The sequence below is a fragment of the Klebsiella sp. CN_Kp104 genome, assembly GCF_040064515.1.
GTDB classification, from domain to species: Bacteria; Pseudomonadota; Gammaproteobacteria; order Enterobacterales; family Enterobacteriaceae; genus Klebsiella; species Klebsiella aerogenes.
This window is the reverse complement of record NZ_JBEAII010000007.1, coordinates 247,508-266,832: the sequence shown is the minus strand read 5'-3', so window position 1 is coordinate 266,832 and position 19,325 is coordinate 247,508. Positions and strand designations below refer to the sequence as shown.

Here is a 19,325-nt window from a genome sequence, read left to right as displayed (position 1 = left end):
GCAAAAAAGCCTGCTCATTGAGCAGGCTTTTCAAATTTGGTCGGTGATAGAGGATTCGAACCTCCGACCCCTTCGTCCCGAACGAAGTGCGCTACCAGGCTGCGCCAATCACCGAATGCGGGGCGCATCTTACTGCTGGGATGCCCCCCCGTCAATGCCTTATTAGCAAAAAATCAATCAAGCGGCGAGAATCTCGCCACTGCTGCTATTCCTTCGCCGCTTTCGCCGCTGCCGGCACGCGACACCAGTTGTTGTTCTCATTAATCCCACCATCCGGCGAGGTATAACCAAGACAACCCATAATGGTGTCATACAGCTCAACGTGACGGTGCGGAACCTTCATTGCCGCCTGCTGCTTGAGGCGCGCAAAGGAGGCGGCGTGATCCGGATTCGCCAGATACTTATCCGACATCCAGACCATCATCGGCACGCGGAACTGCTCCGGCGGCGCCATCATACGCGGCGTGCCGTGCAGATGTTCGTGTTCATTAATCGACTCGCCGTGATCGGCGGCGTAGAACACGATAGCCTTTTTATCCCGCAGTTGGTCCAGCACGCTGACGATAAAGTGATCCACATAAGTGACGCTGTTATCGTAGGAGTTAATCAACTCGGCCTTCGAACATTTGCTGTCCACCCCTACACATTCTGGTTTCCACTGCGCAAAGCTGCGTGGATATCGCTGGGTATAGTTAAAATGCGACCCCTTGGTATGGAGAATAATCAGACGCTTGCCGCTCGGGTTTTGCTCCATGCCGCGTTTCATTTCATCGACCAGCAGCATATCATCCACGTTCTTGCCGCGGTTGTGCGGCTCGGCGCCGATCTGCTCGCGATAGGCGATATTGTTGGCCATCGTATTGCTGTAGAACCACATCTCGCTCTGCATCGCGTACAGGTCGCCGGCAAAGCCTAACTGGTGTAGAACAGCAAACACATTCTGCTCTTTCAGCGTCCGCTGCGGATTATCATCCGCCCCGCCCTCGCGCACGAACATACAACGCAACGACAGCTTGGTGGCGGTATCGCAAGAGGTGCCGCGGAAGGCGACAAGATTCTTCTCCTGCGCCAGCTTCGGCGTGGTATTACGGTTATAGCCGAGAATACCCATATGATCCCAGCGGGTGGTCTCGCCGATAATAAACACCACATAAGTATCATCAAGATCCTGCGGCGCTACGTAGGTGAATTTTTTCGCGGGGTTAATCAGCGACTTATTATCGGACGACTCATCCACCTGCGCCCAGGCGTACAGCCCGAGCGCCGACAGCCAGTTAGAAGGCAGGTAAGAGTTGGCAATCACGCCGCCGTAGCTCGGCATATCGACTTCTGAATTGCGCTCGACGTTCTTCTGGCGCACTTCCAGCAGGCGAATCGGCCCCCAGACCATCAGCCCGGCCAGCACGACTATCAGGATATTTTTCGCCCGCTGACCCGGCGTTTTCACCTGCTGTAGCAGCGTCTTACGGCAGCGGTTGCTCCAGATAAGCAGTAGCGGTAAAGCGCTAACCGCGGCCAGCCACAGGATCAGATGCCAGCCAATGACCTCTTTCGACAGGTCAATATCGGTGGTCATCACCGAAGCGATAATACCGTAGCCAATGACCACGTTGAGGAAGGTCATGTAATAGCTTGCCGCCGCGGAAAACAGCACCACCAGCGTCGCTAATATGCGCCATACCCGGCGGCCGAATAACGACAGCAGGCGCAGAAGGAAGAAAGTAACCAGAACCGTCGCTACCAGTTCCACCAACCCGGACAACCCTTTCCAGACGGTAAACTCTTGAGCGTAGCCATCGAAGCGGCGGAAAAACACCGCGGCGTTCATAAACCAGCCGATGTACAGCGCAAGCCAAAAACTTAGCTTCTGCTGCGACATCGTTTTAATGTATTTCATGCAAGCAAACCTGGGAAACGAAGAGATGAAACCGCCCTGTTTAAAACGATATAAACAGGAAGATTAATTAAGTGCGTCTGGGTTGGTTATCGGAAACCTCTACAAAGCGCGCTAAGTAGACCACAGCAAATGGCAAAAGTATCCGGAGAGAATGTGATTCAGCCAGATATTTACAAAATATCTGGCTGGTAAGGCATTATTAGCTTAGGGAGGGCGACGCTATCAGGCGTGTGCTTGATGATAAATTTCGCTTTTCGGCTGGCGAATAGTGGTGGAGAGCGCCAGCGACAAAATCAGCAGAGCGAAGATGACGCAGAAGGTGACATAGAAGCCGCCGAACACGGAGGCAATCAGCGAACCGCAGATACTACCAATACCGAAGCCGAGGTAAATCACGCCATAGTTTTTCGCCAGATTATTGAGGCCAAAGAATTCGCTCACCAGCGACGGGAAGACGGTAATGGTGCCGCCGAAGTTAAAGGCCACGCAGGCAATCGCCGCAAAGAAGGTCATTGCATTCAGCGGGGCGAACAGCAGGGCCGCCATACCGACCAGAGAGACCACCTGACCGATAGTAATCACGCGGATACGGGAGATCTTATCAGACAGGATGCCCAGAACCAGACGGCCGCTCAGGTTGGCGATAGAAATCACGGTAACCGCATTCGCCGCCGTCGCCACGTCGAGATGTACCATGCCCTGCGCGATATCTTTGGCGACGCCAATCACATACAGGCCGCTCATGCAGGCCGTCAGGAACATCACCGCCAGCATCCAGTACTGTGGTTTACGCATGGATTCAGCGAGGGTGAAATCATTTTCGACAACGCCGTTCGCGGTGGTCGTCGCGGGATGATTAGGCGCATCTTTCATCAGCATCGCGCCAAAGACAATCATCACCAGCACGATAGCGCCCCAGATAACAAAGGTTTTTTCCAGCCCGACCGTCGCCAACAGGTGACTATCGATAAATTTAAAACCGAGGCTGCCAAGGCCATAAGCGCCAATCGAGAAGGCGGAAATCAGACCTTTACGCTCCGGGAACCACTTCACGCAGTTAGATAACGTCAGTAAATAGCCCGCGCCGTCCGCCAGACCGACCAGCAGGCCAGCGCTCAGCCACAGCATCATCAGGCTGTTGGCATGGGCAGTGAGGAAAAAGCCGGCGCCAAGCAGGATACCGGAGGCCATGGTGACGCGTTTCACGCCAAAGCGTTCCTGCAATTTACCGGCAACGGAAGAGGATAATGCCAGCCCGAGACTTAACAGGCCGAAGGAAAATGCCACCTGGCTTACTGGCTCGTCCAGTTTGTTGGCCAGAGAACTATTAAACAAACTCCATGTATAAACCGATCCCAGTGCGAATTGCGTAATGATCGTGCCAATCAGCGTGAGCCAACGGGTATATTGAGTGTTTGCAGCGTTCATAGCAGATGTCCTGAAGGATTAACTGCCGCCACAATACCCAAATCCCCAAATCCGGTGGGGGAAAACGGCATGAACTGCCATCAACGAGGAATGAAATGCATTTATGGCGGAATGAATGGCATTGCAAAACATTCATTCCCTAAATTTTCACCAACAAGTTAGTGTGCGCTATCTCACAGAAACGCGCCGTTACTGAGATTTAACAATAACGACTGCGTTTCAAATGCGTAACAAAATCATTTAGAAATTGGCGCTGACCCCCATCAGATACAGCGTATTTTCACCCGATGGCACATTATCTGCCTGCGAAAGCGTGGCCCATGCCGCCAGATGCGAACCCAGCGGCATATCGGCGCCTAGCGTAACGTCGCCCCAGCTACCGTCTTTGCCACGGCTAATCGACGCATTGTTGTCGATAGAGATAGACTGGTTATAGCTCACCTGCGCCCATGGATGCACGCCCCACAGCTGCTGATAGTCCATACGCCAGCCGAGCGTGTTGACGTAAATACTTTCGCCCGCGCGACGCGTCGCTGGCGGCGGATTGAGATCGCTACGCAAGCTGGCGACCGGCCCGGAGGTCACGCCGCTGGCCAGTGAATAGTTCCATCCGACGCTCATACCGTGACTCAAATCAGGCGGCGCCAGGGCCTGATTCAACGCCAGCCCTGCTGGGGCTTCTGACGCTCTCATTCGCTCGGCGAGAATATCTTCATAACGCGGTTGGTGATCGCTATCCCATGTATAGCGTTCGGACGTATTACTTTTTGTATCGTTAGCGATATATTCCTGTTGCCAGGCATTAGCGCCTGAAACACACGACACCCAGATAGTGATGCACGCCGGGATCAACCCACCCCGGAGGCCATTGCATTTCTTTATTATCATTAATGCGACTCCAAAAGAGCCGAATCGGCAATGTTGCTGTGTTTTTATACTCAAAATAATTCGAGCTGCCGCCCACTTCTACGCAACTTGAAGTATAAGGAGTTGATGGGAAGTGGTTTCCCTGTATTAACTATTATCTTTATCTTTCAGCCGTCAAGGCGGATGAAAAAGTTTTCTGACGAAAGGGAGAGAAACATGCAACGTTGCGGATGGGTAAGCCAGGATCCTCTTTATATCCAGTATCACGATAACGAATGGGGAGTCGCCGAGAGAACGCCGCAAAAGCTGTTTGAAATGATCTGCCTGGAAGGCCAGCAGGCGGGGCTCTCGTGGATCACGGTTCTGAAAAAACGTGAAAACTATCGTCAGGCCTTTCACCAGTTTGACCCGGTTCGCGTAGCGGCCATGGATGAAGCAGACGTCGAGCGCCTGCTACAGGATGCGGGCATTATCCGCCATCGGGGAAAGATCCAGGCTATCATCGGCAATGCGCGGGCGTTTCTCGCCATGGAAGCCAACGGTGAAGCATTCAGCGATTTCGTCTGGTCGTTTGTCGATAATCAGCCGCAAATTACCCATGCGGCGACGCTCGCCGAAATCCCCACCACCACACCAGTCTCCGATGCGCTATCTAAAGCGTTGAAAAAGCGCGGCTTTAAATTCGTCGGCTCCACTATCTGTTATTCATTTATGCAGGCCTGCGGGTTAGTCAACGATCACGTGACCGCTTGCTGTTGCTACCCCGGGAGACCAGCATGATCCAAAAATGGGATGCCACGGAGACCGGCCCGCTACTCGAGTTATGGCTGGAAAGCACGATTTACGCGCATCCGTTCATTGCTGAAAGCTACTGGCGGGAAAGCCTGGAAGTTGTGCGCGATGTCTATCTTCCCGCCGCCGCCACCTGGGTGTGGCAGGAGAATGACGCACTGAAAGGGTTTATCAGCGTGATGGATTCGCGCTTCGTCGGGGCGCTTTTCGTCGCCCCGCAAGCGATCCGCCACGGTATCGGCCGCGCGCTGCTTGATGAGGTCAAGCAGCACTACGACTGGTTAAGCCTGGAGGTCTATCAGAAAAACGTGCGGGCGGTAAATTTCTACCACGCGCAGGGCTTCCGCATAGAAGACTGCGCATGGCAGGACGACACCCAGCACCCAACCTGGATTATGCATTGGCCGGCGGATCAAATGCGCTGAGCGCCAGCGCGGGCCCATCATATTTTTCCAGCCATGCCAGCGCCGTATTCCCGGCGCAACCGTTGCCCAGACGCGAGGTCGGAATATCTTTCGTCAGCACGTTCACCGCGCCGTTTTTGCATATGCCGGCATCGGGGTCGATATCCGGCCACGCGCCTTCATGCAGGCAAATCACCCCCGGACGAATACCTTCCGTGACCACTGCGCCGGCCAGTACCTGACCACGCGAATTCCACACCCGCACCAGATCGCCGTCGGCGATATTGCGCGCCTGGGCGTCCAGCGGATGGATAGTCAGCGGTTCGCGCCCGGCGACGGCATAGCGTTCACGCAGCGAAGTCTGGTTCAACTGGCTATGCAGGCGGTGCGCCGGATGGGCGGAAAGTATCTGCAGCTGACCCACCTCGGCGTTGCCGTGCCACTCGTCAGGTTCGAGCCACATCGGGTGCGGCGGACAATCGGCATAGCCAAACCCGGCAATGGTCGGCGAGTGAATTTCAATTTTTCCGCTGGCGGTTTTTAACGGATTAGCCTGCGGGTCTGCGCGAAATGCCGCGAAGCGGGAGAAACGGGCGTTATCCGGATTTTCCGGCATTTCAATTAGCTGGTTCGCTTGCCAGAATTCGGCAAACGGCGGCAGCGTCACTTGCTGCTGCGCCCCACGCTGGGCGGCAATCTGGTAGAAGGTCTCCAGCCATTGCAAATCGTTTTTTCCTTCGGTGAAGCGTTCGCGGCCGCCCGCCTCCCAGCGTTCGCTCAGATCGGCAAAAACATCGAAATCGTCGCGCGCTTCATCGCGCGGCGCGACCACCCGCTTCATCGGCACCAGATGCTGATTGCTGTAGTCGCCGGTCATGGTCAGATCGTTACGCTCAAACGAAGTGGTCGCCGGTAAGACGATATCAGCATGGCGCGCGGCGGCGGTCCAGAAGCATTCGGAAATCACAATCAGCTCCGGCTTCTGCCAGGCCTGAATCAGGCGGTTGGTATCCTGATGATGGGTAAAGTTGGCGCCGCCCGCCCACCAGATAAAGCGGATGTCGGGAAAGCGCCGCGTCATCCCGTTGTGCTGATAGCTTGCGCCGGGGTTTTCCAGGGCCTCAACGATGCGGGCAACCGGGATTTTTTCCACCGCGTCTACGCCGCCCGCTACGCTGCCCTGCATGGAGGCCAGCACCGCGGCGCGGCGCGTGGGGTTGCCGCCGTTGGCAAAGTGGTAAGAAAGACCAAAACCGCCGCCGGGCGTGCCAATCTGCCCCAGCATCGCCGCCAGCGTCACCAGCATCCAGTGTTTTTGCTCGCCAAACTGCTGGCGCTGCATGCCCCAGCCGGACATCAGCATGGTGGTGTTTTCGTGGAAAAGTTTCGCCAGTTCGCGGATTTTTTCCGCCGCTACGCCGCAGATTGCCGCCGCCCATTCGGCGGTTTTGGCGACGCCATCGCTTTCACCACTCAAATAGCGGGCGAAAATGTCATAACCGCTGGTACAGCGGGCGAGGAATTCATCGTCCTGCCAGCCATGCTCGACCAGGGTATGGGCGATTCCCAGCATCAACGCAACGTCAGTGCCCATATGCGGCGCGATCCACTCCATTGATTCGCCAAAGAAATCAACGCTTTCCGATCGCATAGGATCGATACAGATCAGCCGCTTGCCGCTCTGGCGCAGGCGATCAAACCAGGGGATCCCCTGTTCATCCGAGGCGTTCCAGGCGATTTTCAGCGTATTCAGCGGATTAGCGCTCCACAACACCACCACCTCGCTGTGCTCCAGGATAAGCGGCCAGCTGGTTTGCTGTTGATAAACTTCATTACCGCCAACCACATAAGGCATGATCGCCTGCGCCGCGCCGGTTGAATAATCGCCGAGGTGTCCGGTATAGCCCCCGGCAAGACTCATATAGCGCTGCAGCAGGGTTGCCGCCTTATGCAACACGCCGTTAGAACGCCAGCCATAGGAACCGGCGAAAATCGACTGCGGGCCGTAGCTTTCGCGGATCCGTCGATGCTGGGCATCAATCAGATCAAGTGCCTGCTCCCAGCTTACCCGCACGAATTCATCCTGGCCGCGTACGCCCTGCGGCTGTTGCGGCGAAGCGAGATAGCCTTTTCGCACCATCGGATAGCGAACGCGAGTTTTACTGTGCACCTGTTCGCGCACCGCTGTTTGCAGCGAGTTGGCGAAGGGGGTGTCCAGCGCGCCGCGGGACGAAATCACATTTTCACCATCCGTCTTCACCAGCATTGGCCCCCAGTGGGCCGCGGTTAAGATGGTTTTAGTTGCAGATGAAGTTGGCAAAGCAGGCTCCTGGGTCAGCGAATGCAGGTGTTGTGACGGTTTGTTAGTCAACCGTTCAATGTTACTTACAAAAAGAGATACCCTACGGGGAATTTTCTCCGTATTCGGACGTCATAATCAACCGTCACGCTTGCGGTGGCAAAGAATAAAAAGGATTAAGGAAATAAGATGAAAAAACGCGTACTCATGATTGCTGCTATCGTTAGCGGCACACTGGCTATTTCTGGTTGTACTACCAACCCTTATACCGGCGAACGCGAAGCGGGAAAATCCGGCATCGGCGCGGGTATCGGCTCCTTAGTAGGCGCAGGCGTCGGCGCGCTCTCCTCTTCCAAACATGACCGCGGCAAAGGCGCGCTGATTGGCGCAGCGGCAGGCGCGGCGCTCGGCGGCGGCATCGGTTACTACATGGACGTGCAAGAAGCGAAACTGCGCGAAAAAATGCAGGGAACCGGCGTCAGCGTGACGCGAAATGGCGACAACATCGTGCTTAACATGCCGAATAACGTCACCTTTGACAGCAGCAGCGCCAACCTGAAACCTGCAGGGGCCAACACCCTGACCGGCGTCGCGATGGTACTGAAAGAGTACGAGAAAACCGCCGTTAACGTCGTCGGCTACACCGACAGCACCGGCAGCAACGATCTGAACATGCGTCTGTCGCAACAGCGTGCCGACAGCGTCGCCAGCGCGCTCATCACTCAGGGCGTAGCGGCCAACCGTATTCGCACTACCGGCATGGGCCCGGCGAACCCGATCGCCAGCAACAGCACGGCGGAAGGCAAAGCGCAGAACCGTCGCGTGGAAATTACCCTCAGCCCGCTGCAGTAATCTTCTCGTTTCCGGCCCGGCAGCCTCCCTGCCGGGCAAAATGCTTGATATCGCTATTTTTCGCGCTAAGGTGTTGGCAGATTTTCAGCAAAGGAAGCCATCATGGCGAAAGCGGCGCGAGCAACCATCAGCGACGTGGCGAAAGCCGCGAAGACCGGTAAAACCAGCATTTCACGCTATCTCAACGGCGAAAAGCATCTGCTTTCCGACGATCTGCTGGCGCGGATTGAAAAAGCGATTGCCGAGCTCAACTACCGTCCCAGCCTGATGGCCCGTGGCCTCAAACATGGCCGTACCCGCCTGATTGGCCTGATCATCGCCGATATCACCAACCCTTACTCCGTGAACGTGTTAAGCGGGATTGAAGCCGCCTGCCGCGAAAAAGGCTTCACCCTGCTGGTGTGTAATACCAACAACGAGGTCGATCAGGAGCTGCATTACCTTGACCTGCTGCGTAGCTATCAGGTTGAAGGGATTGTGGTTAATGCAGTCGGCATGCGCGAAGAAGGCCTCAACCGCCTGCAGCAATCCTCGCTACCGATGGTGCTTATCGACCGTAAAATCCCCGATTTCGCCTGTGATGTCGTGGGGCTGGATAACACTCAGGCCGCCACCACCGCCACCGAACATCTGGTGGAAAAGGGTTTTGAAGCGCTGTTGTTTTTAAGCGAGCCAATCGGCTCCGTAAACACCCGCCGCGAGCGCCTGGACGCCTTTCGCGCGACCCTACAGCGCTATGCTGGCGTGGTGGCGGAAAACGCCGAGGTGCCGCTCAACGACGGCGCCATGATGGATAACGTCCTGCGCCAGTTCCACGCCCGCCACCGCGGAATGCGCAAAGCGGTGATTTCCGCCAATGGCGCCCTGACGTTACAGGTCGCCCGTTCACTGAAGCGCGTTGACCTCATCTGGGGCAGCGATATCGGCCTGCTGGGCTTCGATGAGCTGGAATGGGCGGAGCTGGCGGGCGTCGGTATTACCACCCTCAAACAGCCAACCTGGCAGATTGGCTATGCTTCGGTCGAACAGGTCGTCAGGCGTATCGAAGGCGGCAGCGACCCCATCTGCGAGCGGGTCTTCTCCGGCGAGCTTATTGTCCGGGGATCAACGTCTCGTTAACGATTCATCGTGATGACGATCATAAATTAAACATCCTGGCCTTTCCTTTGGAACCGGTACCATCTAGCGTAATAGGGAGTTAAGCCCCACCACGCCAGGAGTTTGTTCAATGGCCAGAAAAATCATTGTCGTCACCGCCGCTTATGGCAACGACCACGTTAAAGCGCTTGGCGGGCAGTCCGCCGTATTACCCTTTATCGCCGGTTCCGGCGCCGATGGCGTGGAAATTCGCCGCGAGCTGTTCAGCGCGGCGGAACTGAAGCAGTTGCCGACGCTGGCGGCCGACATTGAAAAACAGGGGCTGCTGGCCTGCTACTCCGCGCCACAAGCGCTGTTCACCGACAACGGCGAGCTCAATCCCCATCTCCCGTCGTTACTTGAAGAAGCGCAAACCCTCAACGCCCTGTGGCTGAAGCTCTCCCTCGGTCATTTCATCCATAACCAACAGCTGGAGACGCTGCGCGACATTCTGAGCGCCAGCGGCATGGCGCTGGTGGTGGAAAATGACCAGACCGATTGCGGCCAACTGGCGCCGATGCAGCGCTTCAAAGCCGCCTGCCGGGTCCATCAGATGCCGGTGACGCTGACTTTCGACATGGGGAACTGGCTGTGGGTCGGCGATTCGCCGGAAGAAGCCGCGCGCCATCTCGCCCCCGCTGTCAGCTATATTCATGTGAAGGCGGCGGAGCCTCATCATGAGAAGTATCGCGCCGTCCCACCGGACCAGGCGGACGCTCGCTGGCTGGCGCTGCTCGATAACCTGCCCGCCGACGCGCCGCGCGGTATTGAATTCCCGCTGGTCGGCGACGACCTGACCGCCGTCACCCGCCATTACGTTGATCTGTTACGCGAGGATTAAGCCATGGAAAACTTAGATGTCATTACCATTGGCGAAGCCATGGCGATGTTTGTCGCCACCGAAACCGGCGAACTGGCGGAGGTTGAACGCTTTATCAAACGCGTCGCCGGCGCTGAACTGAACGTGGCGACCGGCCTGGCGCGCCTGGGGCTGAAGGTGGGCTGGGTGAGCCGCGTCGGCAACGATAGCTTTGGCCGCTTCGTGCTGAATTCGCTGGCCAAAGAAGGCATCGACGCGCGCGGCGTGGCCATTGACGAGCGCTACGCGACCGGCTTCCAGATGAAATCTAAAGTCGAGAATGGAACCGATCCCATCGTGGAATATTTCCGTAAAGGATCGGCTGCCAGCCATCTGTCGACAGAAGATTTCCGCGCTGATTACTTCACCAGCGCCCGCCATTTGCACTTAAGCGGCGTCGCCGCCGCGCTGTCCGACAGCTCGTATGCATTGCTGGAACATGCGGCCAGGGTGATGAAAGCCGAAGGGAAAACCCTCTCATTTGATCCAAACCTGCGCCCGGTACTGTGGAAAAGCGAAGCCGAGATGGTGGAGAAACTGAACCGCCTCGCCTTCCAGGCTGATTGGGTTTTGCCAGGCTTAAAAGAGGGCGTCATTCTCACCGGCCAGCAGACGCCGGAAGGTATCGCTGATTTCTATCTGTCGCGCGGCGTTAAGGCGGTAGTGATTAAAACCGGCTGCGACGGCGCATGGTTCAAGACCGCCAACGGCGAACAGGGCGCCATCGCAGCTATTAAAGTCGACAACGTGGTAGACACCGTCGGCGCGGGTGATGGCTTTGCCGTTGGCGTAATCAGCGCGCTGCTGGAAGGCAAAACGCTGACGCAAGCCGTGAACCGCGGTAACAAAATTGGCTCGCTGGCCATTCAGGTACAGGGCGATAGCGAAGGGCTGCCCACCCGCGAAGCGCTGGGCGAATAATCTTTTCACCTAAAACAGCCGTCCTGTACCCTACATGCAGCGCGGCACAGCAGCGCCCGTCCCGGCGGGCGTATGTTACCTCATTGACAGAGGCAAGCCTATGAACAGTTCAACAAATGCAGCAAAACGTTGGTGGTACATCATGCCTATCGTGTTTATCACGTATAGCCTGGCGTACCTTGACCGCGCCAACTTCAGCTTTGCATCGGCCGCGGGCATTACCGAAGACCTTGGCATCACCAAAGGCATCTCATCGCTGCTTGGCGCCCTTTTCTTTCTTGGATACTTCTTCTTCCAGATCCCAGGAGCGATTTACGCTGAACGCCGCAGCGTGCGTAAACTTATCTTTATCTGCCTTATCCTGTGGGGCGGCTGCGCCTCGCTAACCGGAGTGGTGCATAACATCCCGGCGCTGGCGGCCATCCGCTTTATTCTTGGCGTGGTGGAAGCGGCGGTCATGCCGGCGATGCTGATTTACATCAGTAACTGGTTCACCAAATCAGAGCGTTCACGCGCTAACACTTTCCTGATCCTCGGTAACCCGGTCACCGTACTGTGGATGTCGGTCGTATCGGGTTATCTGATCCAGGCCTTTGGCTGGCGTGAAATGTTTATCATTGAAGGGATCCCTGCTGTGATTTGGGCCTTCTGCTGGTGGGTACTGGTGAAAGACAAACCGTCGCAGGTGAACTGGCTGGCGGAAAGTGAAAAAGCGGCGCTGCAGGAACAGCTGGAGCGCGAACAGCAGGGTATCAAAGCGGTACGTAACTATGGCGAAGCCTTCCGTTCACGCAACGTGGTGCTGCTGTGTATGCAATATTTCGCCTGGAGCATCGGCGTGTACGGTTTCGTACTGTGGCTGCCGTCAATCATCCGCAGCGGCGGCGAAAACATGGGGATGGTCGAAGTAGGCTGGCTCTCTTCAGTACCCTATCTGGCGGCAACGATTGCGATGATTGCCGTCTCCTGGGCTTCCGATAAGATGCAGAACCGTAAGCTGTTTGTCTGGCCGCTGCTGCTCATTGGCGGGCTGGCGTTCATCGGCTCCTGGGCCGTCGGCGCCAACCATTTCTGGGTCTCTTATACCCTGCTGGTGATCGCCGGCGCGGCCATGTACGCCCCGTATGGCCCGTTCTTTGCGATTATCCCGGAGATGCTGCCACGCAACGTCGCCGGCGGCGCGATGGCGCTGATCAACAGTATGGGAGCGCTGGGTTCTTTCTTTGGTTCGTGGTTCGTCGGCTATCTCAACGGCGCAACCGGCAGCCCGTCCGCCTCGTACATTTTCATGGGTGTGGCGCTTTTCGCCTCGGTATGGCTTACTTTAATTGTTAAGCCTGCTAAGAATCAAAAACTTCCGCTTGGCGCTCATCACGCCTGAACTACTTACGCTACGGAGATTCGCATGAAGCCGTCTGTCATTCTCTATAAAACGCTCCCCGACGATCTGTTACACCGTCTGGAGGAACACTTTTCCGTCACCCAGGTGAAAAACCTGCGTCCGGAAACCGTTTCACAGCACGCGGAGGCCTTCGCCCAGGCGGAAGGTTTACTGGGTTCGAGTGAAAAGGTTGACGCCGCGTTACTGGAGAAAATGCCGAAGCTGCGTGCGACCTCTACCGTGTCTGTCGGCTACGACAATTTTGATGTCGATGCGTTGAACGCGCGCAAGATTTTGCTGATGCATACGCCGACCGTGCTGACCGAAACCGTCGCCGATACGGTGATGGCGCTGGTGCTGAGCACCGCGCGTCGGGTGGTTGAGGTCGCTGAACGCGTGAAAGCGGGCGAATGGACCAGGAGCATCGGGCCGGACTGGTTCGGCTGCGATGTACACCATAAAACCCTGGGCATCGTCGGCATGGGCCGCATTGGCATGGCGCTGGCGCAGCGCGCCCACTTCGGTTTCGGCATGCCGATTCTGTATAACGCGCGCCGGCAGCATCCACAGGCGGAAGAGCGCTTTAACGCCCGCTACTGCGATCTGGATACCCTGTTACAGGAAGCGGATTTCGTCTGCCTGATCCTGCCGCTGAGCGAAGAGACCCACCACCTGTTCGGCGCAGCGCAGTTTGCCAAAATGAAATCTTCCGCCATCTTCATTAACGCCGGGCGCGGTCCGGTGGTTGACGAGCAGGCGCTGATTGCGGCGCTGCAGGCCGGTGAGATCCACGCCGCCGGTCTTGATGTCTTTGAACATGAACCACTGGCAAAAGATTCGCCATTACTGAAACTACCGAACGTGGTCGCGCTGCCGCACATTGGTTCCGCCACCCACGAGACCCGCTATAACATGGCGGCCTGCGCGGTAGATAACCTGATTGACGCATTGAACGGCAAGGTTGAGAAGAACTGCGTGAACCCGCAGGTGAAGTAAGCGAGGAAAGCAGAAGCCCGGCCGGCGGCGCTTACGCCGTCAGCCGGGAGAACAGCGATATACCGATTAACGCGTGGCGTTAACCGCCGCCGTCCAGGCCTGATTAAAGGCCTGATGCTGAGCGGCCAGCGGAGCAATCAGCGCATTGTACTGGCTTGCCTGCTGAGACGTCGGGAACTGAATACCGTTAGCCACGAAGCTCACCTGCGTCCCCTGCTGAGCGACAAAATCACCCACCTGCACCAGCTGCTGAGTAAAGACCTGCGCGGCCGGAATCAGCGGCTGCAGCGCATTCGCCGGCGCCGTCACGACTTTATTAAACACCTGGTCATAAACCGGCTTAAGATCATCAGCCTGCTTCAGCGCGCCATGCGCGGCATCCGCCTGCATTTTAGCGTTTTCCAGCTGCTGGCTCAGCACGCCCAGCGCGCCGTTAGCCTGCCGCAGCGGCTCACGCTGAGTGGTATAATCCTGCGCCACGCGAATGGCGTTAACGCTATCAACCACCGGGCGCAGACCCGCATCCATCGCCTGGCTGACCTGCTGTGAATAAGCGTAAATCACCGCATAATCGGACACGAAGGGGCCGAACTGTTTTTTCTGATCGGCGGTCAGCGTAGGCAGACGTTCGCCACTACGCATCGCCGTATTCTGCAGGAAGTCGATGAACGCTTTGCGCTGATCGCCTTCTTTATCAAAACACCCACTCAGGCTAACCACCATTAATATGGCCGCAACGGCCGCAAACCAGCGAGAGCAGGACTTTCCTGTCGCCATTTTTTTACTCCTTCAGCCAAAAAAAGCGCAAACAGGCACACGCGTGCCAGACGCTGACAAGGATAGTCCAGGACGGCCTTGCAGGATACCCTTTCCTGATAATCTTACCGCGGAAAATACCCTTTTTCGCCTTCCCGGCGCCAGCCAGGCCCGCTGTTAAGTTCATCACATTTAACGCGATAACTTAAGCCAAAAAAATAGTAAATATCTTTTTGATTTAATTAAAATTAATAAAATTACCGGCGAAGGAATTACGCAAAGCGGACGATAATCGCACGCTTCCTGAAGGCGGCACATTGTCTACAGGCAGGTTCAATGGTTTGATTAATGAGCGATTAACGGCGTTATGTTCGATTATCGCACAAACAACATCAATGACAGCGAGGGAGACTATAACAATACCTCTGTCTCCCGCTCAGCCTGCCAGGAATGCCGTATGAAGAAAACAACCATCGATATTCAGGCTTTTATCAACGAACATCCATTCACGAAGTACCAATGGATGATTCTCGCCTTATGTTTTATTACCGTCGCGATGGACGGATTTGACACCGCGATTATTGGTTTTATCGCCTCAGACCTGGTACAGGAATGGGGGGTTGAGAAATCCGCGCTGGGCCCGGTAATGAGCGCCGCTCTGGTCGGGCTCGCCGTCGGCGCGCTGACGGCCGGGCCGCTCGCCGATCGTATTGGCCGCAAGAAAGTGCTGATTATGTCGATCCTGGTTTTCGGCGGCTTTAGTTTGTTAACCGCATTTGCCAGCAGCCTTAACCAACTGACATTATTGCGCTTCCTCACCGGATTGGGCTTAGGCGCGGCAATGCCGAATGCCGCGACGCTAATGAGCGAATATGCTCCGGAACGCCGCCGCGCGCTGATGGTAAACCTGATGTTCGTCGGCTTCCCAATGGGGTCGTCGCTGGGAGGCTTTCTGTCGGCCTGGATGATCCCGCATTATGGCTGGCAAAGCGTGCTGGTGCTTGGCGGCGTGATGCCGCTGCTGCTGGCCGTGGCGTTAATGTTCCTGCTACCGGAATCCGCACGCTATATGGTCGTGAAACGGCAGCCGGCGCAGCGGATCGCCGCCATCCTGAAGCGTATCGCGCCGTTGCCGGATGCGGTTGAATTTGAGCTACGTGAAGCAGGCCAGGTGAAGGAAAAGTCAGCCATTGGCGTGATTTTCTCCCCGCGCTACGCCGTGGGCACCGTGATGCTGTGCCTGACCTATTTTATGGGATTGCTGATTTTCTATCTGCTGACCAGTTGGCTGCCGCTGCTTATCCGCGAGACCGGCGCCTCGATGAGCCAGGCTTCTATCATCACCGCTCTGTTCCCGCTCGGCGGCGGGATTGGCGTGCTGATCCTCGGCGCGCTAATGGATAAGATCAACCCTAACAAAGTGGTTGCCGTCGGCTGGCTGCTCACCGGCGTCTTTGTTTGCCTGGTGGGTTTCTCAACCAGCAATCTGCTGTTGATGGGGGTAATGGTGTTTATCGCTGGCAGCATTATGAACGGCGCGCAATCATCAATGCCGGCGCTGGCTGCCGGGTTCTATCCAACCCAGGGCCGCGCCACCGGCGTTGCCTGGATGCTCGGTATCGGCCGCTTCGGCGGGATCCTCGGTGCCTTCAGCGGCGCTTTCCTGATGCAGGCACAATTGTCGTTTGAAACCATCTTCACCATGCTGGCGATCCCGGCGTTTTTATCCGCCATCGCCCTGGTAGTGAAATACAAACTGAGCCAGCGCCAACCTGCCGTTAAGCCAAATGACGGTAAAAACCTACAGAAAGCCTAATCAATCCAGCCAGCGCTCTGCGCTGGCTTTTTCTTGCCGCTAACCATCATTTACATAAATTTTCCAAAGCTGCTGACACTCTTAGTAATCATCCCCTTAGCTTTTACGCACGCCGCTTTTCCGGGTGATTAACGAAACCACGCCGACAAATAATCACTTCGGTTATTATTTTCCTTGCTTTTGCGACTATTCTTAAATGGCTCGATGTATTTTCCTCTCCGCAGTGAGACAGAATAGGAGCTCTCAATGGAATATAAAGATCCCGTATTTGATTTGTTGAGTAACCTGGAACAGATTGTTTTTAAAGACCAGCCGCAAACGGCTACGCACGCCCGTACCCCAAGCGTTTTTAATGAATTCGAACGGCTGCGTAAGGGCACAGGCCTTAAGACAGATGATTTCGCCAATGCTATGGGCGTCAGCGTCGCGATGGTTGAAGAGTGGGAATCGCGACGGGTAAAACCTTCATCCACGGAGCTCAAATTGATGCGCCTGATGATGGCCAATCCCCAGCTCTCAAGGCAGCTAATAGATTGAAAAACTGGTTTACTATCTTCTTTTGGTAACGGTCCTGATGCAGGGCCGTTTTATATCCTGATGAAAAAAAGTTTGCTATCCGACTGAGAACATGCGTTAATGCTCGCAGGTTTGATGTACAGACCACAGAGCAGTCGAATAGAGCAGTCCTTCAAAGGTTATCCATTAGATATCCCCGTAGTGAACTTTCCCTTTATCGCTTTAAATCTGTAGTCCAGACCACTACGCCGCAAGGCTCACTAATTTTTTTAAAGGTAATTCACTATGTCCGGTAAAATGACTGGTATCGTAAAATGGTTCAACGCTGACAAAGGTTTCGGCTTCATCACTCCTGACGATGGCTCTAAAGACGTGTTCGTACACTTCTCTGCTATCCAGAACGATGGCTACAAATCCCTGGACGAAGGTCAGAAAGTTTCCTTCACCATCGAAAGCGGCGCTAAAGGCCCGGCAGCTGGCAACGTAACTTCTCTGTAAGTTCAAGCCGCTAAGAATAATAAATCCCTGCCTTATGGCGGGGATTTTTTTTATCTGTCGTCAACAGGCGCCATCAGCAGATGGCGCCTGTTGTCATTCAGAGGGCGGCAAAATGCCAGCCCGTTTCCCTCCACTCCAGACAATGGGTCAGCTTCAGACCCTGTAAAAATGCCTCGTCATGCGATACCACCAGCATCGCGCCGGGAAACGTCGCCAGCGCGCTTTCAATTGCCTGGGTCGACGCCAGATCGAGGTGATTGGTTGGCTCATCCAGCAGCAGCAATTGAGTTGAGTCCCGCCGCCAGAGCACGCAGGCAAGCGCCGCTTTCAGGCGTTCGCCGCCGCTTAACGCCGCCAGCGGAAGACTGACCTTGTCAGCTCCCAACTGGAGCTGCGCCAGACGGCTACGCAGTATTCCCTCATCCAGTGGGGTATCGCCCAGGTTAAGGTGCGCCATCACCGACAATGATAAATCCAGCTGCGTCAGATGCTGATCGAGATACGCCGCACTCCCCGACAGCCGGACGTCGCCAGCGGTTGCCTGCTCCAGCCCCATCAGGGTTTTCAACAATGTTGTTTTGCCACAGCCGTTTGGCCCCTTTAGCGCGATGCGCATCGGGCCATCCACCCGCCAGTCGAGCGGCGCGGGGGATGAGTGAGCCAACTGCAGCGATTCCAGCACCAGTACCTGCTTGCCGGCAGCCACTTCACTGCCAGGCAGTGTGAACATCACCGGATCATCTTCTTCTACCCGTTCCCGTGCCTGGTGCACGGCGGCATTCAGACTACAATTCTGTTCGCGATGCTGACGGCGCAGCGTGCCAGGACGCTCTTTTGCCGCCCCTTTGTACTTCACACGCTCGAAAGAGGCGATATTCAACGTATCGACGGTACGCAGCGTCTGCGCCGAACGCCGCTGGGCCGCATCATGCTCCTTTTGCATCCGCGCCCGGGTGCGCCGCCGTTCGATTGCGGCATGTTCCAGCGCCGAGCGGGCAGCCTGTTGCTCCGCTTCACGTTGCTGCTGATATTCAGCATAATTGCCGCCGTAGTTGCGCAGCGCCGCCGGCGTCAGCTCAATAATCCTCGGCATCAGGGCCAGCAATTCACGGTCATGGCTGGCGATTAAGGCCCCGCCCCGCCAGAGTTTCAGCTGTTGATACAGCCACTCACGGCCCTGACGATCGAGATGGTTGGTGGGTTCATCCAACAGCAGATAGTCCGCGCCAGAAACGAATGCGCCGCACAGTAGCGCCTTCATTCGTTCGCCGCCGCTGAGCGAAAAGGCAGGACGATCGGCGGCGAATGCCGGGAGCCCGGCATCGCAGAAGGCTGAACTCAGGCGGTCGGGCAGATCCCAACGGCCATCTAACAGTTCGAAGTCATCTGCCAGCCCTTTTCCCTGTTCAAGGCGGGACAGGGCGTCGAATAGGGACGCATAACCCAATAGCGAGGCGACGGTTGTCCCGGCGGTGAGGGTCGGCTGCTGCGCCACCCAGGCAACGGTAGCTGACCGTTCGATATGCCCGCCGGAAGGAGAATCAAGGCCCGCCAGCAGACGCAACAGGCGTGTCTTGCCAACGCCATTTCGCCCGACAAGGCCGCAAAGCAACGGTTCCAGCGATAAATTCAGCGGGCCAAAAAGCGTCTGTCCCGTCGCGAACTGACAGGTGACCTGATGTAAAACAAAAGAGGGGGTGTGGGCACAATGAGCCATAAGCACTCCTGAATGAAATCAATACTCCCCTACCCGCAGCGTTTGCGAGGTAAGGCGTGAAATTCATCAGTCGTGTTTGTTCATTTGTCGTGCGCGCTCCAGTGAGACGAGGGATTCGTCGGGGCATAGGATAGCCAGACCTGAGCCAGGATTTCAAGATTATTTTTTCATCATGGCGAGATATTCTAT

Annotated in this window: 17 protein-coding genes and 1 tRNA gene; 11 read left to right on the top strand and 7 right to left on the bottom strand. The window is 56.1% G+C overall.

Features of this window, described 5'->3' with window-relative positions:
- Positions 1 to 37 precede the first annotated feature (37 nt).
- From ABLU80_RS11180 to ABLU80_RS11165, 4 genes are all read right to left on the bottom strand, one after another.
- Positions 38 to 114 (bottom strand) — tRNA-Pro (locus ABLU80_RS11180).
- A gap of 91 nt (positions 115 to 205) precedes the next feature.
- Complete coding sequence (gene eptB, locus ABLU80_RS11175) at positions 206 to 1,897, bottom strand: kdo(2)-lipid A phosphoethanolamine 7''-transferase (RefSeq protein WP_047038023.1); 1,692 nt, start codon at positions 1,895 to 1,897, stop codon at positions 206 to 208.
- Between the two features lie 222 nt (positions 1,898 to 2,119).
- Positions 2,120 to 3,325 (bottom strand): MFS transporter, encoded by a 1,206-nt coding sequence (locus ABLU80_RS11170; RefSeq protein WP_015369227.1) that lies wholly within the window; start codon positions 3,323 to 3,325, stop codon positions 2,120 to 2,122.
- A gap of 240 nt (positions 3,326 to 3,565) precedes the next feature.
- Positions 3,566 to 4,150 (bottom strand): autotransporter outer membrane beta-barrel domain-containing protein, encoded by a 585-nt coding sequence (locus ABLU80_RS11165; RefSeq protein ID WP_161801957.1) that lies wholly within the window; start codon positions 4,148 to 4,150, stop codon positions 3,566 to 3,568.
- A 258-nt stretch (positions 4,151 to 4,408) separates the two neighbouring features.
- Here ABLU80_RS11165 and tag point away from each other — a divergent pair, with 258 nt between their 5' ends.
- Positions 4,409 to 4,972 (top strand): DNA-3-methyladenine glycosylase I, encoded by a 564-nt coding sequence (gene tag, locus ABLU80_RS11160; protein ID WP_348849975.1) that lies wholly within the window; start codon positions 4,409 to 4,411, stop codon positions 4,970 to 4,972.
- A complete protein-coding gene (locus ABLU80_RS11155; protein ID WP_015369224.1) occupies positions 4,969 to 5,409 on the top strand; it encodes an N-acetyltransferase in 441 nt (146 codons plus the stop codon). Before tag ends, ABLU80_RS11155 begins: the two co-directional genes overlap by 4 nt.
- On the opposite strand, the gene ABLU80_RS11150 is transcribed toward ABLU80_RS11155, so the two are convergent.
- The gene (locus tag ABLU80_RS11150) at positions 5,378 to 7,708 is read right to left on the bottom strand and encodes a molybdopterin guanine dinucleotide-containing S/N-oxide reductase (RefSeq protein ID WP_348849974.1); all 2,331 of its coding nucleotides are present in this window, start codon (positions 7,706 to 7,708) and stop codon (positions 5,378 to 5,380) included. The two genes, ABLU80_RS11155 and ABLU80_RS11150, sit on opposite strands and share 32 nt — an antisense overlap.
- Positions 7,709 to 7,876: 168 nt before the next feature.
- Here ABLU80_RS11150 and ABLU80_RS11145 point away from each other — a divergent pair, with 168 nt between their 5' ends.
- The 6 genes from ABLU80_RS11145 (at position 7,877) to ghrB (ending at position 13,833) form a co-directional block, all read left to right on the top strand.
- On the top strand, positions 7,877 to 8,539 hold the full coding sequence (locus tag ABLU80_RS11145) for an OmpA family lipoprotein (protein WP_015369222.1): 663 nt from the start codon (positions 7,877 to 7,879) through the stop codon (positions 8,537 to 8,539).
- Between the two features lie 102 nt (positions 8,540 to 8,641).
- Complete coding sequence (locus tag ABLU80_RS11140) at positions 8,642 to 9,658, top strand: LacI family DNA-binding transcriptional regulator (protein ID WP_015369221.1); 1,017 nt, start codon at positions 8,642 to 8,644, stop codon at positions 9,656 to 9,658.
- A 109-nt stretch (positions 9,659 to 9,767) separates the two neighbouring features.
- A complete protein-coding gene (locus tag ABLU80_RS11135; RefSeq protein ID WP_020077714.1) occupies positions 9,768 to 10,517 on the top strand; it encodes a hypothetical protein in 750 nt (249 codons plus the stop codon).
- Positions 10,518 to 10,520: 3 nt separating this feature from the next.
- The gene (locus ABLU80_RS11130; protein WP_047058840.1) at positions 10,521 to 11,456 is read left to right on the top strand and encodes a sugar kinase; all 936 of its coding nucleotides are present in this window, start codon (positions 10,521 to 10,523) and stop codon (positions 11,454 to 11,456) included.
- A 100-nt stretch (positions 11,457 to 11,556) separates the two neighbouring features.
- Entirely contained in the window at positions 11,557 to 12,837 is a 1,281-nt protein-coding gene (locus ABLU80_RS11125) for an MFS transporter (protein WP_015369218.1), read from the top strand.
- A 24-nt stretch (positions 12,838 to 12,861) separates the two neighbouring features.
- A complete protein-coding gene (ghrB, locus tag ABLU80_RS11120) occupies positions 12,862 to 13,833 on the top strand; it encodes a glyoxylate/hydroxypyruvate reductase GhrB (RefSeq protein WP_348849973.1) in 972 nt (323 codons plus the stop codon).
- Positions 13,834 to 13,899: 66 nt separating this feature from the next.
- Here ghrB and ABLU80_RS11115 read toward each other — a convergent pair whose 3' ends face one another.
- Positions 13,900 to 14,610, bottom strand: coding sequence for a DUF3053 domain-containing protein (locus tag ABLU80_RS11115; RefSeq protein ID WP_015369216.1), 711 nt, complete (start codon positions 14,608 to 14,610; stop codon positions 13,900 to 13,902).
- 436 nt (positions 14,611 to 15,046) lie between these two features.
- On the opposite strand from ABLU80_RS11115, the gene ABLU80_RS11110 reads away from it, so the two are divergent.
- The 3 genes from ABLU80_RS11110 (at position 15,047) to cspA (ending at position 17,419) form a co-directional block, all read left to right on the top strand.
- Positions 15,047 to 16,405: an aromatic acid/H+ symport family MFS transporter gene (locus tag ABLU80_RS11110; RefSeq protein ID WP_015703774.1), complete on the top strand. Its 1,359-nt coding sequence runs from the start codon at positions 15,047 to 15,049 to the stop codon at positions 16,403 to 16,405.
- Positions 16,406 to 16,651: 246 nt separating this feature from the next.
- Positions 16,652 to 16,942: an HTH-type transcriptional regulator gene (locus ABLU80_RS11105; protein ID WP_015369214.1), complete on the top strand. Its 291-nt coding sequence runs from the start codon at positions 16,652 to 16,654 to the stop codon at positions 16,940 to 16,942.
- 264 nt (positions 16,943 to 17,206) lie between these two features.
- The gene (gene cspA, locus ABLU80_RS11100; protein WP_000014594.1) at positions 17,207 to 17,419 is read left to right on the top strand and encodes an RNA chaperone/antiterminator CspA; all 213 of its coding nucleotides are present in this window, start codon (positions 17,207 to 17,209) and stop codon (positions 17,417 to 17,419) included.
- Positions 17,420 to 17,516: 97 nt separating this feature from the next.
- Here the strand turns inward: cspA and ABLU80_RS11095 are convergent, their stop codons facing one another.
- Positions 17,517 to 19,136 (bottom strand): ABC-F family ATP-binding cassette domain-containing protein, encoded by a 1,620-nt coding sequence (locus ABLU80_RS11095; RefSeq protein WP_285198892.1) that lies wholly within the window; start codon positions 19,134 to 19,136, stop codon positions 17,517 to 17,519.
- Positions 19,137 to 19,325 lie beyond the last annotated feature (189 nt).